Origin of the sequence: Botrimarina sp., from assembly GCF_040219535.1 — a bacterium.
Lineage (GTDB): Bacteria > Planctomycetota > Planctomycetia > Pirellulales > Lacipirellulaceae > Botrimarina.
Map to the genome: position 1 here is coordinate 426,361 of NZ_JAVJSH010000016.1, position 17,022 is coordinate 443,382.

Annotated in this window: 10 protein-coding genes; 1 reads left to right on the forward strand and 9 read right to left on the reverse strand. The window is 67.0% G+C overall.

Features of this window, described 5'->3' with window-relative positions; genetic code table 11:
• Position 1: 1 nt before the first annotated feature.
• The 9 genes from RIC11_RS09670 to RIC11_RS09710 all read right to left on the reverse strand — a co-directional run bounded on the left by RIC11_RS09670 (position 2) and on the right by RIC11_RS09710 (position 14,714).
• Positions 2–3,073 carry a BPTD_3080 family restriction endonuclease gene (locus tag RIC11_RS09670; protein ID WP_350210687.1) on the reverse strand — a complete coding sequence of 1,024 codons (3,072 nt, stop codon included), beginning with the start codon at positions 3,071–3,073 and terminating at the stop codon, positions 2–4.
• 942 nt (positions 3,074–4,015) lie between these two features.
• Positions 4,016–4,933 carry a hypothetical protein gene (locus RIC11_RS09675; protein WP_350210689.1) on the reverse strand — a complete coding sequence of 306 codons (918 nt, stop codon included), beginning with the start codon at positions 4,931–4,933 and terminating at the stop codon, positions 4,016–4,018.
• Complete coding sequence (locus RIC11_RS09680; protein ID WP_350210691.1) at positions 4,930–5,745, reverse strand: hypothetical protein; 816 nt, start codon at positions 5,743–5,745, stop codon at positions 4,930–4,932. The genes RIC11_RS09675 and RIC11_RS09680 overlap by 4 nt, the downstream gene beginning before the upstream one ends.
• Positions 5,729–6,457 carry a MotA/TolQ/ExbB proton channel family protein gene (locus tag RIC11_RS09685; protein WP_502879384.1) on the reverse strand — a complete coding sequence of 243 codons (729 nt, stop codon included), beginning with the start codon at positions 6,455–6,457 and terminating at the stop codon, positions 5,729–5,731. Before RIC11_RS09685 ends, RIC11_RS09680 begins: the two co-directional genes overlap by 17 nt.
• Before the next feature lie 208 nt (positions 6,458–6,665).
• Positions 6,666–7,496, reverse strand: a complete 831-nt coding sequence (locus RIC11_RS09690; RefSeq protein ID WP_350210694.1) for a GYF domain-containing protein — start codon at positions 7,494–7,496, stop codon at positions 6,666–6,668.
• A 12-nt stretch (positions 7,497–7,508) separates the two neighbouring features.
• Positions 7,509–10,406 carry a hypothetical protein gene (locus RIC11_RS09695; RefSeq protein WP_350210695.1) on the reverse strand — a complete coding sequence of 966 codons (2,898 nt, stop codon included), beginning with the start codon at positions 10,404–10,406 and terminating at the stop codon, positions 7,509–7,511.
• A 23-nt stretch (positions 10,407–10,429) separates the two neighbouring features.
• Positions 10,430–12,892, reverse strand: a complete 2,463-nt coding sequence (locus tag RIC11_RS09700; RefSeq protein ID WP_350210696.1) for a GAP1-N2 domain-containing protein — start codon at positions 12,890–12,892, stop codon at positions 10,430–10,432.
• The gene (locus RIC11_RS09705; RefSeq protein WP_350210697.1) at positions 12,889–14,199 is read right to left on the reverse strand and encodes a hypothetical protein; all 1,311 of its coding nucleotides are present in this window, start codon (positions 14,197–14,199) and stop codon (positions 12,889–12,891) included. The genes RIC11_RS09700 and RIC11_RS09705 overlap by 4 nt, the downstream gene beginning before the upstream one ends.
• A gap of 11 nt (positions 14,200–14,210) precedes the next feature.
• Entirely contained in the window at positions 14,211–14,714 is a 504-nt protein-coding gene (locus RIC11_RS09710; protein WP_350210698.1) for a hypothetical protein, read from the reverse strand.
• A gap of 843 nt (positions 14,715–15,557) precedes the next feature.
• On the opposite strand from RIC11_RS09710, the gene RIC11_RS09715 reads away from it, so the two are divergent.
• Positions 15,558–16,985 (forward strand): hypothetical protein, encoded by a 1,428-nt coding sequence (locus tag RIC11_RS09715; RefSeq protein ID WP_350210700.1) that lies wholly within the window; start codon positions 15,558–15,560, stop codon positions 16,983–16,985.
• Positions 16,986–17,022: the final 37 nt, after the last annotated feature.

Sequence of the window (17,022 nt, forward strand, 5' to 3'; positions counted from 1 at the left end):
CTCAGCTCTCCTTCGGTCCGCCCGCGGCGGCGATCATGTCGCGGAACTCGTTCTCGAGACGCTCGGCGAACTCGTCCTTCATCGTCAGGATGTTCGTCAGCTCGTAGAACGCCCAGCGGCCGTAGTCGCCCAGGTTGTTCACGCCGGGGACCCAGTAGGTGTCCATCGTGAGTTTCTTGGCGACGGCGTCTTCGCCGCGGTAGCCCTTCACTTCGACGACCAGGTGGAGCGGGTCGTCGCGGCCGCGGCCGTCGTCGACCAAGAGGAGGAAGTCGGGCAGGTAGCGGCGGGGAACGTTCCCGTACAGGTAGGGGACCTCGAAGCCGAGGTTGTGGTTCTTGACGTACGCGAACACGCGCGGGTGCTGCTCGGCCAAGCGGCAGAACTCTTGCTCCCACGTGCTGTCGCAGATCGCCCAGTCGACGTGGCACTTGCGCGAGTCGGTCTGCCAGCGGAGCGTCTTGGACGTGTTGAAGCGGACGTTCGAGGTCGAGCCGGTCGGGTTGTACGGGTCGAGGATCGCCTTGATCGGCCGCTCCCCTTCGAAGCGGGTGACGATCCCCGCGGCGATCCGCTCGACCGCCATGTTGGCCAGTTCGCGGTGCATGAGCTGCGCGGGGAACGTGCCGGCCCGGCAGACCAGGTGGTTCTCGATCCAGTCCTGGGCGACCCGCACCAGCGGGAAGTAGAGGTGGTGCTTGGGCTGGTCGTTGCTGTCGCGGAACTTGTTCTCGACCAGCAGCTTGGCGATCTCGAACGCGACCTGCTTGGTGCGGACCTTGCCGGTGTGGATCAGGTTGAGGTCGACCGCCTCGCCGACGATGCCCTGGTTGCGGGCCTCGGTCGGGCCGGTGAGGTCGGTGGTGAGCTCGAGCGTCGACTCGGGGCCAAACGTGGCCTCGATCCGCTCCTCGGGGAGCTCGACCCGGTAGCCCTCCACCCGCGGGAAGGTGATCCGGCACGCGTCGCGCTCGGGGCTGACCGCGCGCACGTGGACCGTCGGCCGGGGGGGCTTGGGCTTGGCGACGACCGGCTTGGCGGTGAAGTCGAACGGGATGCCGAGGATGTCGGCATACTCCACGTCGAACAGCCCTGAATCGTTGACGTCGTACGACTGGCGGCGGAGCGCGCGGCCGATGACCTGCTCGCAGAGCAGCTGGGTCTTGAACGCACGCACGCCGAGGATGTGGGTCACGGTGTTCGCGTCCCACCCCTCGGTGAGCATCGACACGGAGACCACGCAGCGGATCTGCTCGCCGAGCCGGCCCTTCTTGCCGACCGTGTTCATCACCTCGCGGAGCAGGTCGGCCTCGGTGAGGTTGCGAGCCGCCTCGGCGTCTCGTGTCCGTTCGATGATCTCGTCGCGGAAGCGTTCGATCTCGACCGCCGCGGCCTCACGGAAATTCTTGTCGAGCGCCTCGCCCGATTCGAGCTGGTGGCTGTCGATCAGCAGCGTGCGGGGGCGGGCCAGGGGCTGGCCGTTCTGGTCGTAGTTGCGGAACAGCTCGAGCCGGCCGGGGATGTACTCGGTCTCCCCCTCGGAGTTCTCGCGGTCGAAGCCAGAGATATAGTCGTGCACCAGCTTCGACGCGGCCGTGTTGTTGCACACCACGATGAAGCAGGGGGGCACGTCGATCCCCTCCTCCCGCCACTGGTGGAAGGTCTTCTCGTAGTGGCCGTAGAGGGCGGCTAGGGCCGTTTCCAGTTCGGGGGGGAGCTTGAGCGGGTCGAGCCGGGTCGCTTTGCCGCGGCCCTTCTTGGGCATCTTCTTGCGGATGTGCGTCCACAGGTTGCGGTAGATCGGCACGTCGGAGCTGGCCACGTTGTCCGACACGGGCACGCGCGGCAGCTTGACGATGCCGCACTCGATGGCGTCCATCAGCGAGAAGTCGGTCATCGTCCAGGGGAACAGCGTCCCCTCGGCGTAGCCCGAGCCGCGGAGGAAGAAGGGGGTGGCCGACAGGTCGATCACCCGCAGCAAGCCGAGCTTGCGCTGGACGGCCTCCAGGCCCGAGATCCACATGCGGGCCGCCTCGGCGTTCTCCTTGGCGTCTTCTTTCTCGTCGGCGTCGAGGGCGTCGTCTTCGTCGGGGTCGCCCGGCTTCTCGCGGTAGCAGTGGTGGGCCTCGTCGTTGAGGACCATCACGTTCTTGATCCCCATCAGGTCGGGCATGACCCGCTGGATCATCTGGCCCTCGGTCTCGAGGGTCTGGAGCTCTTCGCCCCGGCCCTCCAGCAGCGCCCGCGTGCCCTTGGAGAGCTCCATCCGCTCGCGGAGCTTGAACGCGTGGTAGTTGGTGATGACGATCTTCGCCTTGCCCAGCTCGCGCATCAGGTCGGTGGGGACCAGCTCGCGCGACTCGTAGTAGCTGTCCGGGTCGTTCGGCTGCAGCACGCGGAGGCGGTCTTTGATCGTCAGCCCCGGCGCGACGACGAGGAAGCCGCGGGTGTAGCGTTTGCTCCCCGGGCGACGCACCGCGTTGATCGTCTGCCAGGCGATCAGCATCGCCATGACGGTCGTCTTGCCGGCTCCGGTGGCCAGCTTGAGGGCGAGCCGGTCCAGGCCGGGGTTGGCCTCGTCGTTGGCCTGCTCGAGCCGGGCGAGGAAGTCTTGGCCCTTCTTGGTCTTCGGGGCGACCTCGGTCAGCCAGATGACGGTCTCGACCGCTTCGACCTGGCAGAAGAAGGGGCGGACGCCGGAGAACGCGTGGTTGCGCCAATGGTCGAGCAGGCGGGCCGTCTCGGGGGTGACGCCTTGGCTCTTCGCGTCGGCGTACTTCCGCCACGCGTCGACCTCGGCGCGGATGTCGTTGACCAGCTCGGCCGTCTTGGCGTACTGCTGCTGGGCCGTGGAGACCTCGGACTCGAGGTCGGCGTCGTCGTCCAGTCCGAGCTCTTGCTGCCGGGACCGCTTCCGCTTCTTCGCTTTGGGGATCGGCGTGACGAACTCGGCCGGCCGCCGCTTCTCGACGATCTGCTGGGTCGGCTGACCCTCTTCGTCGAGCTCCCAGTGCCGCGTGGGGTACTCGTAGGGGGAGTTGAGGATCGGCTGGTCGAAGAACGGGTTGCTCATCGGCGTCGAGAAGAGTCGGGCGGCGTCGACGGCGGGCCTTGTCCGTGGCCCGCTCCCTCTGGTTGCTTGGTCCCATTCGGGATCGCGTGGTTTCTACCAGACTCGCGGCTGCGGATGCAGTGGCTGGCCCGTGTCGAGCCGGGGTCAGCCGAGCAGTCGACCCTTTCGCCGGCCGGGTGGATCGGTTGTCCTTGTCCCTCAGCCGCTGGCGGACACCAACCGGAGCGCGCCTTTGGAATCAGACTCGCCATAGTCCGCCAAGGACGAAGCTGGCGGCCTCTGTGACGCTTCACGAACCGATGCCAACTCCGGCGTGCGGTCGTAGAAATCGGGCCCGCCGCTGAACGCTGTTTCTGGCGCGTTGCGTGTCTTTGGCTAGCGGCCAGCTGGCGGCGAGACCGGTGGATCGGCGACTCACTTTGAGCTGCGTGCCCAAGGCGGAGTCGATGCGTTCGCCGCCAGCCTTCGGCAGCTCACGGCGCTTGGCAGGGCGCCAATCTGCGTGTCTGACGCGGACCGCGTTCTCTCGGAACACGGCGCCTCCGCATCCAGCCATGGCAAGCCGCTCGCAGAGCAGCCGTCGCAGGATGCCGAAGCCGCCCGCCGAAAGCACTTGGCATAAGTCGTGCAAACAAAGAGCTGGTCTCGTAGAGGCCTGCTTGGTTCTGGTGGAGCGGTCGCTTGGCAATAGAGGGGGCGTCAACACGCAGCGTCGATGGCGTAGACCGCTGCGGCGTGGCGGCCAAGAGGCGAGAAGGCCTGGCTTGGAATCCAGTTTGGTGATTGGGATTCCGCCCCGGCCGGGTCGTGACGCTGCGATGAGACCCCGACATCACGGTCGGGCGATCGGCCGAGCCGATCGCCTCAACGATCAACCGGTGTTTCCGGTACGAACGCCGGGGGCGGCGGCTGCGGGCTCGTCGGCCGGGAGACCCCTCCGCGTCACTGCACACGCGGGTCGGGGACGTAGCCTTCTTGTACTTCTCCCCCCTCGGTCATCGGGATCAGGCGGTACCGGAACCCTTCTTCGACGAGGCACTCGCGGAGACGGACCATCGCGTCGAAGGAGTCGTCCCACACCGCGATGTGGAAGTCGTAGGAGCCGGGGTCCCACGCCGCGACGCTGGCTCGAGCCGCGGCCGAGACCCCCTCGCCCGCCAAGATCGGGACGCCCCGCCACGGCTTGGGGGTAAGCACCCGGTAGCGTTCCCCGAGAAGCCCTCCTTCGGTCCCGAGATCGAAGAAGTCCTCGAGGTTCGCGTCGTGGGAGTCTCGGGGCGACGCGTTCCGCATGTAGTAGAGGCGGCCGTACCTCACGACCGCGTCGGCGGAAGCCCGGCGCGCCCGCTGCTCTCTTGGCAGGGGGAGCGGCTGGGTGCGGGAGGCGACCTCCTCCGCGAGGAGCGACTTGAGCCGGTCCAGCTCGTCGCTGGCCGTTTTCTCGGCCCGCTCGCTGTCTAGAGAGGCTTGCTCGAAGGCTTCGGCTCGGAGCTCTGCCTGGGTGAGCCGGCTCGCGGCCGAGTCGCGTGCGGCCGCCAAGCGGTCGCGTCCGGCCCGGGCCGCTTGGACGTCGGCGACGAGGCGCTTCAGCTCGGCGTTGGCGCCCGCGGCGGCCAGGTCGGCCGCGAGGGAGAGCTCCTCGGCGAGGCCCTCGCTCTGTAGTTCGGCCGAGCGGAGTTCCCGCCGGAGGCGCTCGACCGCCGAGGTGAGTTCGCCACGGTCGCCCCGCTCGGTCTGCGAGTGCTTGGGCAGCAACGCGACCAGCAGCGCGATGAGCACCACCCCGCCCAGGGCGTTGGTGATCGTGTCGAGCAGCAAATCGAGGCTCGACTCTTCGGCGTGGGAGCGGCGGCGTCTCATGGCGAGGGGGGGACTCCGTGCTCGGGATCGACGACGATCACCCCGCCGGGGATCAGGTCGAAGCCGACGTCGCGGTCTAGTTCACGCCCGGTCTCGCGCACCGTTTCCAGCGGCCGGACCGCCCCCGGGTGGCAGAACAGCATCCAGCGGGACGCGGGGGGCTGGTCCCCGAGCCAGGCGGCGAGCGTGCCGGGCCAGTCGCCGCCGTCGAAACGCCGCGGCCGTTGGCGGACGCCCGCCTCGGCGGCGAGCGCGTAATCCGGGAAGAGCTCGACGACGAGGATCGGGCCGGCGCTGGGGTCGGGCAGGTTGAAGAGCATCCGGTTGGAAGACTGGATTTGCTCGAGCCGTCGCTCGGCCTCGTGTTGCTGCTCGAGCAACCGGGCGATCCGCTGCGCCGCCTCGTCGGCCAAGCGTTCGCTCAGCTGCTGGGCTTCTCGCTCGCGGGACTCGGCGGCGGCCGTCAGCTCGGCGATCTGGGCGCGTAGCGACGCCGACTCGTCTTGCGCCGCGGCGAGCGTCTCGGCCGCGGTCCTCGTGTTGAGGTCCGCCGTGCCGACGAAGTCGTCGTCGAGGCGATCGACCCGTGAGGCCAGGTCGTCGGCCCGCGCCTCGGCTCCCGCGAGGCTCGCCTCGAGCCGGTCACGCTCGGCCAGCAGCGACTCGACCGACGCGTCTTCGCGTGTCTCGGCGACTCGCAGCGCCATCGTCAACGCCACCAGCAACAGCACGCCGGTCACGGTCGTGACGATGTCTTGGAAGGCAAACAGCGAGACGGGCCCCGCCGAGGCGCCCCTACGGCGTCGGCTCATCGTACGGGGTCAAGCGGAGGCGGTTGATGATGTGCCGCTGGCAGTACTCGGCGCAGTCGTCGAGGTGCTCGAGCTCCGCCTTGTAGAGCAGCGTGTAGACGATGTGCAGCATCACGGCGGCGACCAGCGCGGCGAGCGTGGTGTCGAAGGCGGTCGCGAGCCCCTCGGTGACGCCCCGCAAGGAGGTCGTGAGGGCGTCGATGTCTTCGGCCGCCCCGAGCACCAGGCCGAAGCCGCCGATCGCGTCGGAGAGGCCCAGCACGGTGCCGATAAACCCCAGCGTCGGGATCGCCCAGATCAGCCCGCGCACGACCCCGTAGCTGGTCTCGAGGGCGGCCTCGTCTTGCTCGGCTTGGCCGCGGAGGATCTCGTCGACGTCGGTGACCCGGCCCAGGTTGCGGAGGTTCGACAGCCCGTGGACGACGCGGTTGAAGAGCACGAATCGCCGCGGGTCGTCGACGGCGCGGTAGACCTCGACCAGCACCCGCTGCGCCGTGGAGGGGGAGAGGACAAAGTCGGCCTCTTGGGGCACGACGACACGGCCCAACGCGCGGCGCTGGACCGACAACTTGAGCCGCTTCAATAGCAGCAAAGCGGCGCACCAGCCGGCAGCGACCGCGATGATGGGGGGGATGACCCCCCGCTGGAAGAACATGGCGTGGATCGCCGTGGCCGTGAGCGGCGCGAGCAAGGCGTAGAACACGCCCGCCATCGCCGCGCCTAGCAACAACGCAGCGAAGGTGTTGACCTGCGTCGGCCGCCGTCCCTGCAGGCCCAGCCACGCCTCCGGGTCGGCGGCCGAGTGGCTCAGCGCGGAGTGTTTCCCTATCGGCGGCGGCGTGTTCGTCGGTGGGGCTACAGTTTCGATGGCGAGAAGGTCTCCGTGTTCATTTCACCGTCAGAGCGTCATCGCCGATCGGCTAATAGCGTAGTCCGATCTCGACGGCGACTGCGACGAGAATCGCGATGAAGGTGATAAGCAACCCCAAACCGGAAGCGAACCAGAAGCGGTTCTCCGACCTCAGGTAAGACTTAAGTGCGCCCTCGTCGAACCGATACCGCAAGGCCCGGATCTGACGGCAGTGCCCCCAAAGGAAGCAGCCGGATACGACAAGGCTCAACCCAAAAGCGAGGGCAATCAGACGAGGACTAACGTCTGGGCCGGCTCCGACACGCGGGGCGAACGCGGCGAGTACCGTCAGAAGTCCAAACAGAAGTAGCCAGAGCGTCACGAAGAACCTCCAACCGGCAGCCCCTCCGACCGCCTGTTCGATCTCGCTTAAGTCCAATTCTCCCTCCGATTCGGCCTTGTTGCCCTTGCTGCTTGGCCCGGGCTTCCGAAAATGGCTAGCCAGCCCGATAAACGAACCGGCTTCTGCCCATTGTTGGGCGTTCGGCGCCCATAGCTGATCCTGGGGAGAAAGGGCGCCGGTGGTCGCTAAGCTTTGCAAATGGCGGAATGAGACCGGCCCGACTGCGTTCTCGCCATGTTGGGAGTAGTACCAGCCCTCCTCGTCGATATCTCGCGATTGCGGCGGGCTCGAGGAGTTGACCGAGGGGCGAGTTTGGACTGATTCTGACGCACTCTCGAACAACTCGCTCCGCGAGCCGACCGGCTCCCAGGTGCGGCCGTCGAGCGAGACCTCGTGCATCCGGCCGAGACGGCCCTTCTGGATCAGCTCCCGGGTCTTCGCCAGATCGAACGGGCCGTGCACCCGGCCGCGGATCCGCACGTGGTAACTGGCGCTCATGCGGGGGACCCGTTAGTTGCTCGGCTGGGTGGGTCGGGACAGCTCGGCGAAGACCGGCGTGAACAGCGGCGCGCCGACCAGCTGGCCGGGCTCGAGCCGGCCCGCCTTGACCCGGCCGGCGGGCGCCATCGATTGCGCCGCGGGGTCCCACAGGACCAGCGGGCAGTCGCCCGGCGGCTCGGGGATCAAGCGGATCCGGGGCTCGGCCGGGACGGTCGCGTCGACCGCGCCGACCCACCGATACGCCGGCGGGGGCGTGCTCACAGCAGACCGGGCCTCGCGGTAGGTCGCGGAGCGGAACGGCTGGTCGAGGCGGCCCAGCCCCGCTGCGACGCGGCGGGCCTCGCGGAGGGCGTCCGAGGCGCGCTGGGTGTCGCTCAGGTACCAAGGGGCGAGGAAGTCGACCGGTGAGTTGTTGATGCGGTCGAGGGTAGGCCGCACCGCGTTTTCGTACGGCAGGCTGCCGGCCGCTCCGGTCACGAGCAGCCGCCGCAACAGGTCGAGGCCAACTTGCGGGTGGATCGCCGGACGCTGCGGGTCTTGGCTGCTTGCGGCCGGATCGGAGAGCGCTCCCGCTAGCCGCACCGCCTCGGTGGCGAAGTATCGGTCCCAGTCGGCGAGCGGCGCTCTCGGGTCGAGGTCTCGTAGGATCCTCTGCGCGACCTCGGCGTGCGGCGCGAGGCCGGTCCACTTCGGGTTGACCGTCCCGCGTGTCTGGGTGTCGCCAAGAGCCGAGACGAGCTCCGTGTAGCTGACGCTCTGGCCGTCCGGTTTGGGGGGGGTGTTGCTGTAGACGACCCCGTCATTCGAACGCTTCACGGCCCACATCCGCGAGAAGAGCGGCTCCTCGAGCCACCCGCGCAGCTTGTTCAAGGCGGCTTGGCGGCCAGCTACCTTCTCGAGGTGGGGCTCCTGCTTGCGGAACGCCTCGGCGAGAGGCCCCTGGGGGCTGGCGTCGGGGGAGAGCAGCTCGCGTCCCGCGGCGAGCAGCAACTCGGCTTGGGTGGGTGTCAGCTCCCCTGCATCGGAGCGGTAGGGCCCCCAGACGGCTTCCCAAAGCTCGAGGTCGCGCCACGTGGCGTCTTGCGCCACGCGTAACGCGGCGGGACGGCCGGGCGTGTCGGCGTGCTCCTGCAGGTACCGCAGCGCGGCGTCGGCGTAGACCTTCGGGGAGCCGATCGCTGCGAAGACGGCCTCGGCGTCGCGAGACCGCGCGCCCAGCCTCTCGTCGAGCCGGACGAGCCCCCGCGCTTTGCGGACCAACGTGTCGGCTCGTTTCTCGTAGCTCGAGGCGACGCCCGGGTAGGCCCGCAGCGCCGTGACCGCGTCGTCGACGAGCGTCAGCCGCTGCTGCTCCGTCAGCCGCTCCCCTTCGGCTAGCCGCGCTTCGAGGACGCTGAGGCGGTCCATCCAGTCTTGTAGGGCCGCCCCGAGCCGCCGCTCGCGGTCGCGGCGGATCTCTCGCTCGGCGGCGGTCACACCGGCCCGCACTTCCGCTACGCGGGATCGCTCCGAGTCGGTCCGAGCCAGCTCCTCGAGGCGGGCCAGCAGGCCGTGGTCGGGCTGGGTCGGGTCGCGCGCCTCGGCCTCGGCGATCAGGCGGTCGAACTCCTCGGCCGTGCGGTCACGGGCGGCGATTGCGGCGTTGACGTCCGTGACAACCGCGGCGATCCGCGGCTGGCTAGCGAGCCCGGCCGGGACCTTCTGGGCGTAGGCGGCGGCCTCGTCGAGCCGCTCTGCGTCGAGCATCTCGGCGAGCTGCGCGGCGTGCTCGTTGACCGCCCGTTGCCGAGCCGCCCGCCACGAATAAAACCCAACGGCCCCGACGGTAGCGGCGAGCAGCAAGCCGGCGGCGATCGCGAGCAGCCGCAGCCGGATCGCCCGCTGGCGGTCGAGCGAAGCCAGGCGGTTCTCGACACGCGCCTCGAGCTCTTCTGGGAGGGGACGACCGAAGCGGCGGGCCGCCTCGTAGGCGCTGCGGATGCCGCCCGCCTCGGAGCTGCTCTCCAGCCGCTGGCGGAGACCCAGCACCGCGCGGTTGAACGCCGCGAGCTCGGCGGCCTGCTGGGCGACCTCGTCGCGCCACGCCAACGCGGGGGCGGCCCGCTCGGCGAGGGGGTCGTCGGCCGGCAGGCTGGCGGTCTCGGCTAGGTTGCGCCACTTCCGGGCGAGCGGCTCGATAGCGGCTTCGTCGAGCTCGCTGTGGGCCGACTCGATTTGCGGCAAGAGGGCCTCGAGCGCGCGGCGGGCTTGGACCGAGCGGGACTCGCCCACGAGGGTGGCGGCCCGGCGGCGGATCGGCTCGGGAGGCGGGAAGAGCCACTCGCTAGAGAGGATGGCGCGGCAGAGGGCGCCGATACGCTCGTGGTCCGCTTCTTTGACCGCGGACCCGAGCTCGGCGTCGAGCTCTTTCGCCCGCTCCCCTTCGTATTCTTCGACGGTCTCGCTCCAGACGGGGTTCTCTGGGTCGTGCTCGCTCAGCCGCCGGGCGATCTGCAGGCGCGCCGCTAGCGGGGCCCGGCCGAGGGCCAGCGTGCGTTGCTTCTTCAGCAACGGCTCGAGCGTCTGCAGCTCGCCGTAGGCGCGGTTGAGGGCGGCGGCGTGCTCCAGGGCGAGCGGAGGGGGGGTCTGGAGCTCGAGGCTAGCGAGCAGGGCGACCCACTCGTCGCGGCGGGGGAAGTCGAGCTGCTGCACCTCGTCGAGCAGGCTGGGGGGGCGCTCGGCGAGGCCGATCGCTTCGCTGCGGAGCCCCCGTTCCAAGACGCTCGCGATCTCGCCGAGGCGCTCGTTCGCCTCGTGGCACGCCTCGGCGTAGGCGACGGCGGGCTCGACGAGCAGCGCAGCGTCGGGGGCGTCGCTGCTGTCGAGAGCAGTACCGATCTCGATGAAGTGCTGTCGTAAATCCGTCATGGCGCAGGCGAGTCGACTAATCGTCAAGGCTTAAGAAGTGTAATCCGGCCACGTGTGAAACCCTCTGGGTCGTCGTTTTGTGGATAGACCTGGTTGATCGCCTCGACGAAATCGATGCCGCTCGGCAGGTCGGCCGCGAGTGACGTGAAAGCCTTGTAATCTTGAATATTGGATACGAATTCGAGTCGTTCTCGCCAGTATTCACGAGTTGCGATAGAATCAGCCCAATCCGGCTTGTCCGGAAGCCCGTCCTTTGATCCACCGCTGGATAATGCAGCGAGAACCTGAAGCGCTACTTCATATGAAGGAAGGTCATACACCAGCACCCTCACCATATCTTCGTACGAGGCTAGCTGGGCGAGCTCAATCAATTTTCTGGGCACGGAAGTCAGATTGACGTTTTGCAGCGCAGGGGGAAAGGTCTGCGGATTCTCAACGAACCAGTTGTTCAACTTCGTCCTTAGGTCTTGGTGCGGATTTTCATTCCGCTGCTCAAGAGACGAAACAAAAGCATTGGCCGTTCTTCGCCATACAGCCCAGCTTTCAGCGTGTTCATCGATGCCCGGGTCGGTCGGTAAGGCCGTCCTTCGACCTGGCAAGAGTTTAATGCTGGCTTCTGCGGTTCCGTCACTATGCCGCGATACCGAAAGATGGATTGCGTATGACTGGCCGCCAATTTTCTTTCGCTGTAGCACGAATGACTTCGTTTCGGGCCCAGCTTCGAGCACTCCAATTGCTCGATCCTTAGATTTAAGCGTAAGGCTTCGCCCCAGCGGTAAATCGAGTTTGGCGGCATTGCTGCCCGCAGTCCCGCGTGAGGTGATGTCGATAAAGGCCCTCTGGATCGGCGCCGCAGGCCCGATATGAGACTCGTTGCCTTCATCGACAGTAACAATCAGCGAACGGACATCGAGTCGTTTCACAGCTTCTTCCGATGCATTGATCGCCACGCCAAACTTAGTTGCCTCAATCGATACATAAACATCTGTTGACAGCGCACTTGCGAAGTGAATTATTCCTTCCGCCTTCTTATCGTCTGGGTGCAGCTCAAGGCCTTCGAACAATCCGGCCGGGCAGCTTAGTCTTAAGCGTGGCTGTACTCTTGCGGGCCGTAGAAAATTGATCAACGCGTTCGCGGCGCTGCTCCAATGAAGTTGCTGTGCGAACTCGACGCTGTCATGAGGAGGTAGTAGAGGGCCCCTCGGAGGTTCCGGCAGGATAGGGTGCGACGGTTGAAGCTGTTTTGCGACTAAACCATTTCCGCCGATTGCGCTTTCCGGCGGCCAAACTATGGTGACAGGCGTCTCGACGTCGCTTTGGGCGAGGTCATCAGTGTCAGACGGTGTCTGAAGCGGCTCGTGGTTTAAGTCGTCCGCTTCGCTATCCGTCGTGTCGGTACGTGCAGCTGCGTCGACGGCGCGATCGCTGTAGATACCGATAGCAATCGCACCCGCAACCACCGCGCCGATGGTCAGGACGGTTAAGAAGCCAATCAGCGAGACGGCCCAAGCCGAAAGCGATCGCTCCTTCGTGCTCGTGTTGTAACCGGGGCGAGGGCGGCCCGACGGTGGCGGGGGCGGGCCCGGCGCTCTTACGCGACGGCCGGCTTCGGCGAGCTGGTACTCGCCCTCGACCTCGAAAGGAGAGGCTGCTGGTGTTTGCCTCGACACGGGCGGAGCGGCGGTGACAGTCCGGTAGTCGCTGCCCTCGCGGGCCGCTTCGACAAGCCGACCCGCCGGCGCGGCTCCCAGCGGCCGGCAAAGATCCAGCGCCCCCAGGTCGGGACGCTTGCGGAGCGTGGCGGCCTCTGGCGTTCCGTCCGGCACGAAGCGCCACAGGCACTCCACGCTCGGCGGGAGCTTCGTGTGGAACGTGTTGTAGGTGGCTCGCCAGCGTTGCTCCGGCGGCAGTAGCGCCAGGCTCTCGGCTGCCAGCGCCAAAGGGTCGACCCCCGCGGGAACGATCAGCGTCTGGGGGCGGGCGTCGCCGCCGAGCAGCCGCTGCGGCAAGAAGCCGCCCCAACCGGCGTCGCCGGTCAGCCGCCGCCAGGCTTCGCACGGCCCGGCCGCCGGCTCGCCCTGGGGCAAGGGGCGTGCGTGCGGCAGCGTCCGCGGTTGCCCCGCCCACTCCTGCGTATGGGTCGCTGCTTGCTGCTGCAGCCACGCGGGGCCACCGGGAGGCAGCTCGCCGGCTCCTAGCACGAGGTGGTGAGCCAGCTTGTTCGACCGGCCCGAGTAGTCGTGGCCCGCGTCGGCGACCCGAGAGAGCACGTGCAGCCGCTCGCCGCCGAGCGTCGCGACGACGTGCCGCCACGCGGGCGGGTTGCCGGGCGTGCCCGGGTCGGCCAGGTGCCGGTAGCCGCTCAGCGACTCGAGCAACTGGGCCAGCGGGGCCGGCATGCCCGTCGTGGCCTCGACCGTGCAGAAGCCTTGGCTCCCCGGCTTGAGTCCGCGCTGGGCCGACGTGTAGAGCAGCTCGTGGCTCACGCGGCCCCCTCTTGCTCGTCGGCGTCGCTCTCTGGCTTGGCCAGCCGCAGGGGCCGGTTCACGGTGGGCACGAGCCCGCCGGTGGTGAGGGCCAGGATCGTCAACAGCGGGACCGCCTCCCACATCGGGTCGACACGGCAAGGCCGGAACCCAAGCCGGCCGGAGTCCTTGTCCCGCTCGGGAGAGCAGCCTGTAGCAGAGATCGGCACGTACCAGACCTGGTCGCTCAGGTCGTCCGCCGCGGCGACGAACTCGGGGCTGATCCGCTTCAGGACGTCGCGGACCGCGTCCGACACGTGCTCGACCTTCCCCAGGTGAAGCGCATGAGCGCCGGTGTCGCCAGCCAACGTCCACGGCTCGGGCAGCCGCTCGGCCCCGAGGAGCGGCCACCACTGGTCGTACTTGGTGAGGGCGACGATCAAGGGGCGGTTCTGGGTCTTGCCCAGACCTTGCCGCCGTTCGAGGCGGGTCGCGATCTCGTGCAGGACGGTCTCTTGCCGCGAGGCGACGTCGTCCGCCGCCGCGGCTCGCCTTCCGGCCTTCTGGTACGCCTCACGAAAACGAACGTCTTGCGTGGGGTCGTAGACGGCCACGACCGCGTGCGAGTCGGTGAGGTGGCCGGTCGAGCGGTTGGCGGCCGTGTCCTTGCCGGGCAAGAACGACTCGCCGGCGTTGTCGTAGAGGCAGAGCAGCCGCTCGAGCTTGGTCGCCCGCTTCCGGCTCGGGTGGCCCTCGCCGGGGCGCACCGCGAACAAGAAGGGCCGGGGGAGTTGCACGACGCTCCCGTCGAGCTGCACCGTGCTATAGAGGTCGCCTTGCTCCTCGGTCTTCGCGAGGCGGACGATCGCGTTGCGGTTGGGGTTGAGGAACTGTTGTTGCTCGTAGCTGTTGAGGATCGCATTGGCTTGGGGGTCGGCCTCGGCGAAGGTCAGCCGGAACAGCTCGGGCAGCTTCCGCCGCATCGACCACGCGAGCGCCGCGAGGAAGTAGCTCTTGCCGCTGGAGGGGGTGCCGGCGATCGACACGATCAGCGGGGCCATCTGCAGCGTCGCTCGCGGCACGACGAGGTGGCAACGCGGGCAAGCCAGCTCGTGGCACTCCGTGCCGCGGGCGTCTAGGGCGACCGCCTTGGCGTTGAATCGGGTCGGCGTGAAGCGGAGCGGCTCGTGATCGCCGAGCACCGCGTCGCCTGTCAGGTCGGGGTGCGTCGCGACCCACAGCACCGATTGCGGGGTGAACTCGGACCAGCAGTGGGGGCAGGTCGCCTTGCGTCGCAGCCGCAGCTTGACTTCGTGGTCCGAGTCCATTGCGGTGCGGGTTATTTGATCTTGAGGGGGAGGTCTTCGGTCTCCCGGCCCACGCTACCGGCCTCAGCAGCAGGGCTGCTTTGCAAAAAAGCGAGCAGCTCGCCTCGAAGGGCGTCGCACTGCGTGTGCCCTTGGTGCTCGCGGACCGCCTCCCAGCCCGCCAGAGCGGCCTTGACGCCCGCCGCCGCGGACCGTGCCGCTTCCGCCTTTCGGAGCTGATCGCGGCCGAACGCCGCGGCGGCGTCGGGCGAATCGAAGCGCTTCGCGCCCTGAGAGCTTTCGGCGTCCCCTGACGAATCGGCCGGCTCGGGACCACTCTCTTGGGCTACGGTCTCGTCGGCAGAGTCCGCCATGCTCTCAGCCGAAGGAGTCTCGCTGGCGGAGTCTGCCGAAGTGGCGGACTGTGGCGAATCGGTCGCGTTTTGCGAGGCAGCGACCGGTTCCTCCGGCTTTTCTTCGCAGCCGCCGCAGAGAGCGAGAGCGACGGCGACCGCGGTCAGATTGAGTCGAGCCATGCCAGGAGAACTGAGCGAGAAACGTGGGGCAGTCACCACGGCGGTCGGACAGTGTACATAGAGGCAGATCGGCGTAAAAGCATTTCCGGCCGGATCAGCGTCCCGAGGTCAAGAGTCGCGGCCGTCTCGACCGCTATCTCCGGCAACGACAGCGGCATCGCCAGGCCTTCGCACGAAACCCCTCAAAGCCTTCGGTGATGTCTACCCCTTCTCAGGGTGTCGAGATGAAGACCCCGGGTGTCCTGCAGGCGGACTCTGGAGAGCACCACAACCTCGGACAGCTTTGCCGGCTTGGTCGTGACGCTCCGCACTGCCCCGGAGCGTCCCTTCTGTCCAGCTCAGGCTAGGCCCATGTGGAAGATAACCGCGGTCCGCTCGGTCAAGGTCGCACCGCATATGCGAAGTAGATTGCGCTCTCTGGTGGGCTGTCGAATCGACCATCGCCTGAATGGCAAAATCCAACCACGGCACGTGGTAAGATCAGCGGACGTCCAGTCGGCGGAAAGGGCTTCGTGGCGCCGTCCAAGCGCCGAGTCGTAGGGCCGACTCTCGCTTGGCTCGCCAGCTGCCGCGAACCGTCTCAGGCAACGAAAAGACAACCATTAGCGGCGAGGCCTCGTCCACCTCGCTCTATCCAGACTCCTTGCCGAGCGACTCGCCCGGGCGAAAGACCCGTCTTCGGACAGCTTCGCAGCGAACTTTGACCACGCATTCGACACGATTTGCTAACTTTCAGGGGCCACAACCGGAATTCGACGGGGCGCCGCCGTGCGTGGATGGCGTTCGTATTCGCATAGACCGAATCCACAAACGCGTCTTTGTCCCTCCAACAGAAGGGTCGTGATGCTCGATCAACCCCTCTCCCGATGGCGTGGCGGATCGGCAGACGCCGTAGCATCCTGCTCGGTCGCGCCGTTCGTCTTAATGCTGATGTGGCTGCCAACTGCCGGACTGGCTGACTCGTTCGATCCGAACACCGGATATACCGATGCGTTCAGCGACGGTGGCCTCCTGCCTTGGCTTGTACAAGACGGCGACTACGCGTCTCGCTTCATCTCTCCTGGCGAGTACGAACAGCTATTCGGCTCACGAATGATTAGCCCCGTGCTCCCGTTAGCTGTCGATTCCATGGCGACCCAGTCTCTTCGGATCGAAGCCGTCGTTGATCAGCTCTACATAGGAGACGCTCCCGTTTTGTTCTTCCACTTCAACAGCTACGCCGATTTCAGCAGCCCCGTGGTGGCCCCTGCTCAGCTGTCTCTCAGCCATCAATCAGACCCTTGGAGCGATGAGCTTCGCTACACCGTCGCAATCGACCTCGCCCTCGTTCCACCTCCACCTCCGAACTGCCGTTGCGACGGAGTGGTCGTGCAATTGACGGCCAGCGATGACTCGTATTCGAGCAATGAGGTGCATTCTTTCGAGCTGAAAGAAATTGCATTCGACTGGAGTAAGCCTCGCTGGACTCCTGAGCTCTCCTGGCCCCTGGGACGCACGAACTCACTGCTTCCAGACGGTTGGGAATCCCAATCAGTCGGCGGGTCATGGCGTCCCGACTCGGGCGTTCTTGCCGCAGAAGCTTCCGAAGGGGCCGAGGTCGTGCGCCTCGAAGCCACCACACCTGCCTTCCGGTTCACGGACATCGCTAGCGCCTATTTCAGCCTCCAATTTGAGATGAAAGTCGACTACGGCTACAATGCACTCACCGATCGGGTGGAGATCGATCTCCTTGCTGCCGATGGGTCACTGATAGCCTCGCTCACAACGAAATGGCTAGACGATATCATAAGGGACATCGGCACCCAGGCGTCAGGGGTGATCGACACCTACATCCTTCAGGACGCCTTCGGAGGCGAAGCACCGCCCAATCACGTCGACGGAGTGACTACTTACCGAATCCGTACCCGCATCTGGGACGAAGACGACGACAAGTTCAACGAGGGTTTTCGGGGCCGCCTGATTGGCATTGGAGACTTCGACCTCAGCCATGCGCTACTGGCCGACTCGGGGGACTATAACCGCGACGGTCGCATCGATGCGGCTGACTACACGTTATGGCGCGACGCCACTGTGGCTGGCGGCCTCGCTGCCGACGGGGACGGTGACGGCGTCGTAGACAGCGACGACGACCTGGCATGGCGAGATTCCTACGGCGTTGGTGTGGCCGCCGGCGCGATCGTCCCTGAACCTTCTGCGTGCATCCATGCTGCTACGCTTGCCGTGGCAGCAGCGATGCTTGTCCGTCCTCGGAAGCGTCTGCGGTCAGTTTGATGGTGGAGTTTCCCGTCGCGACGTCGGGCCGCAATGG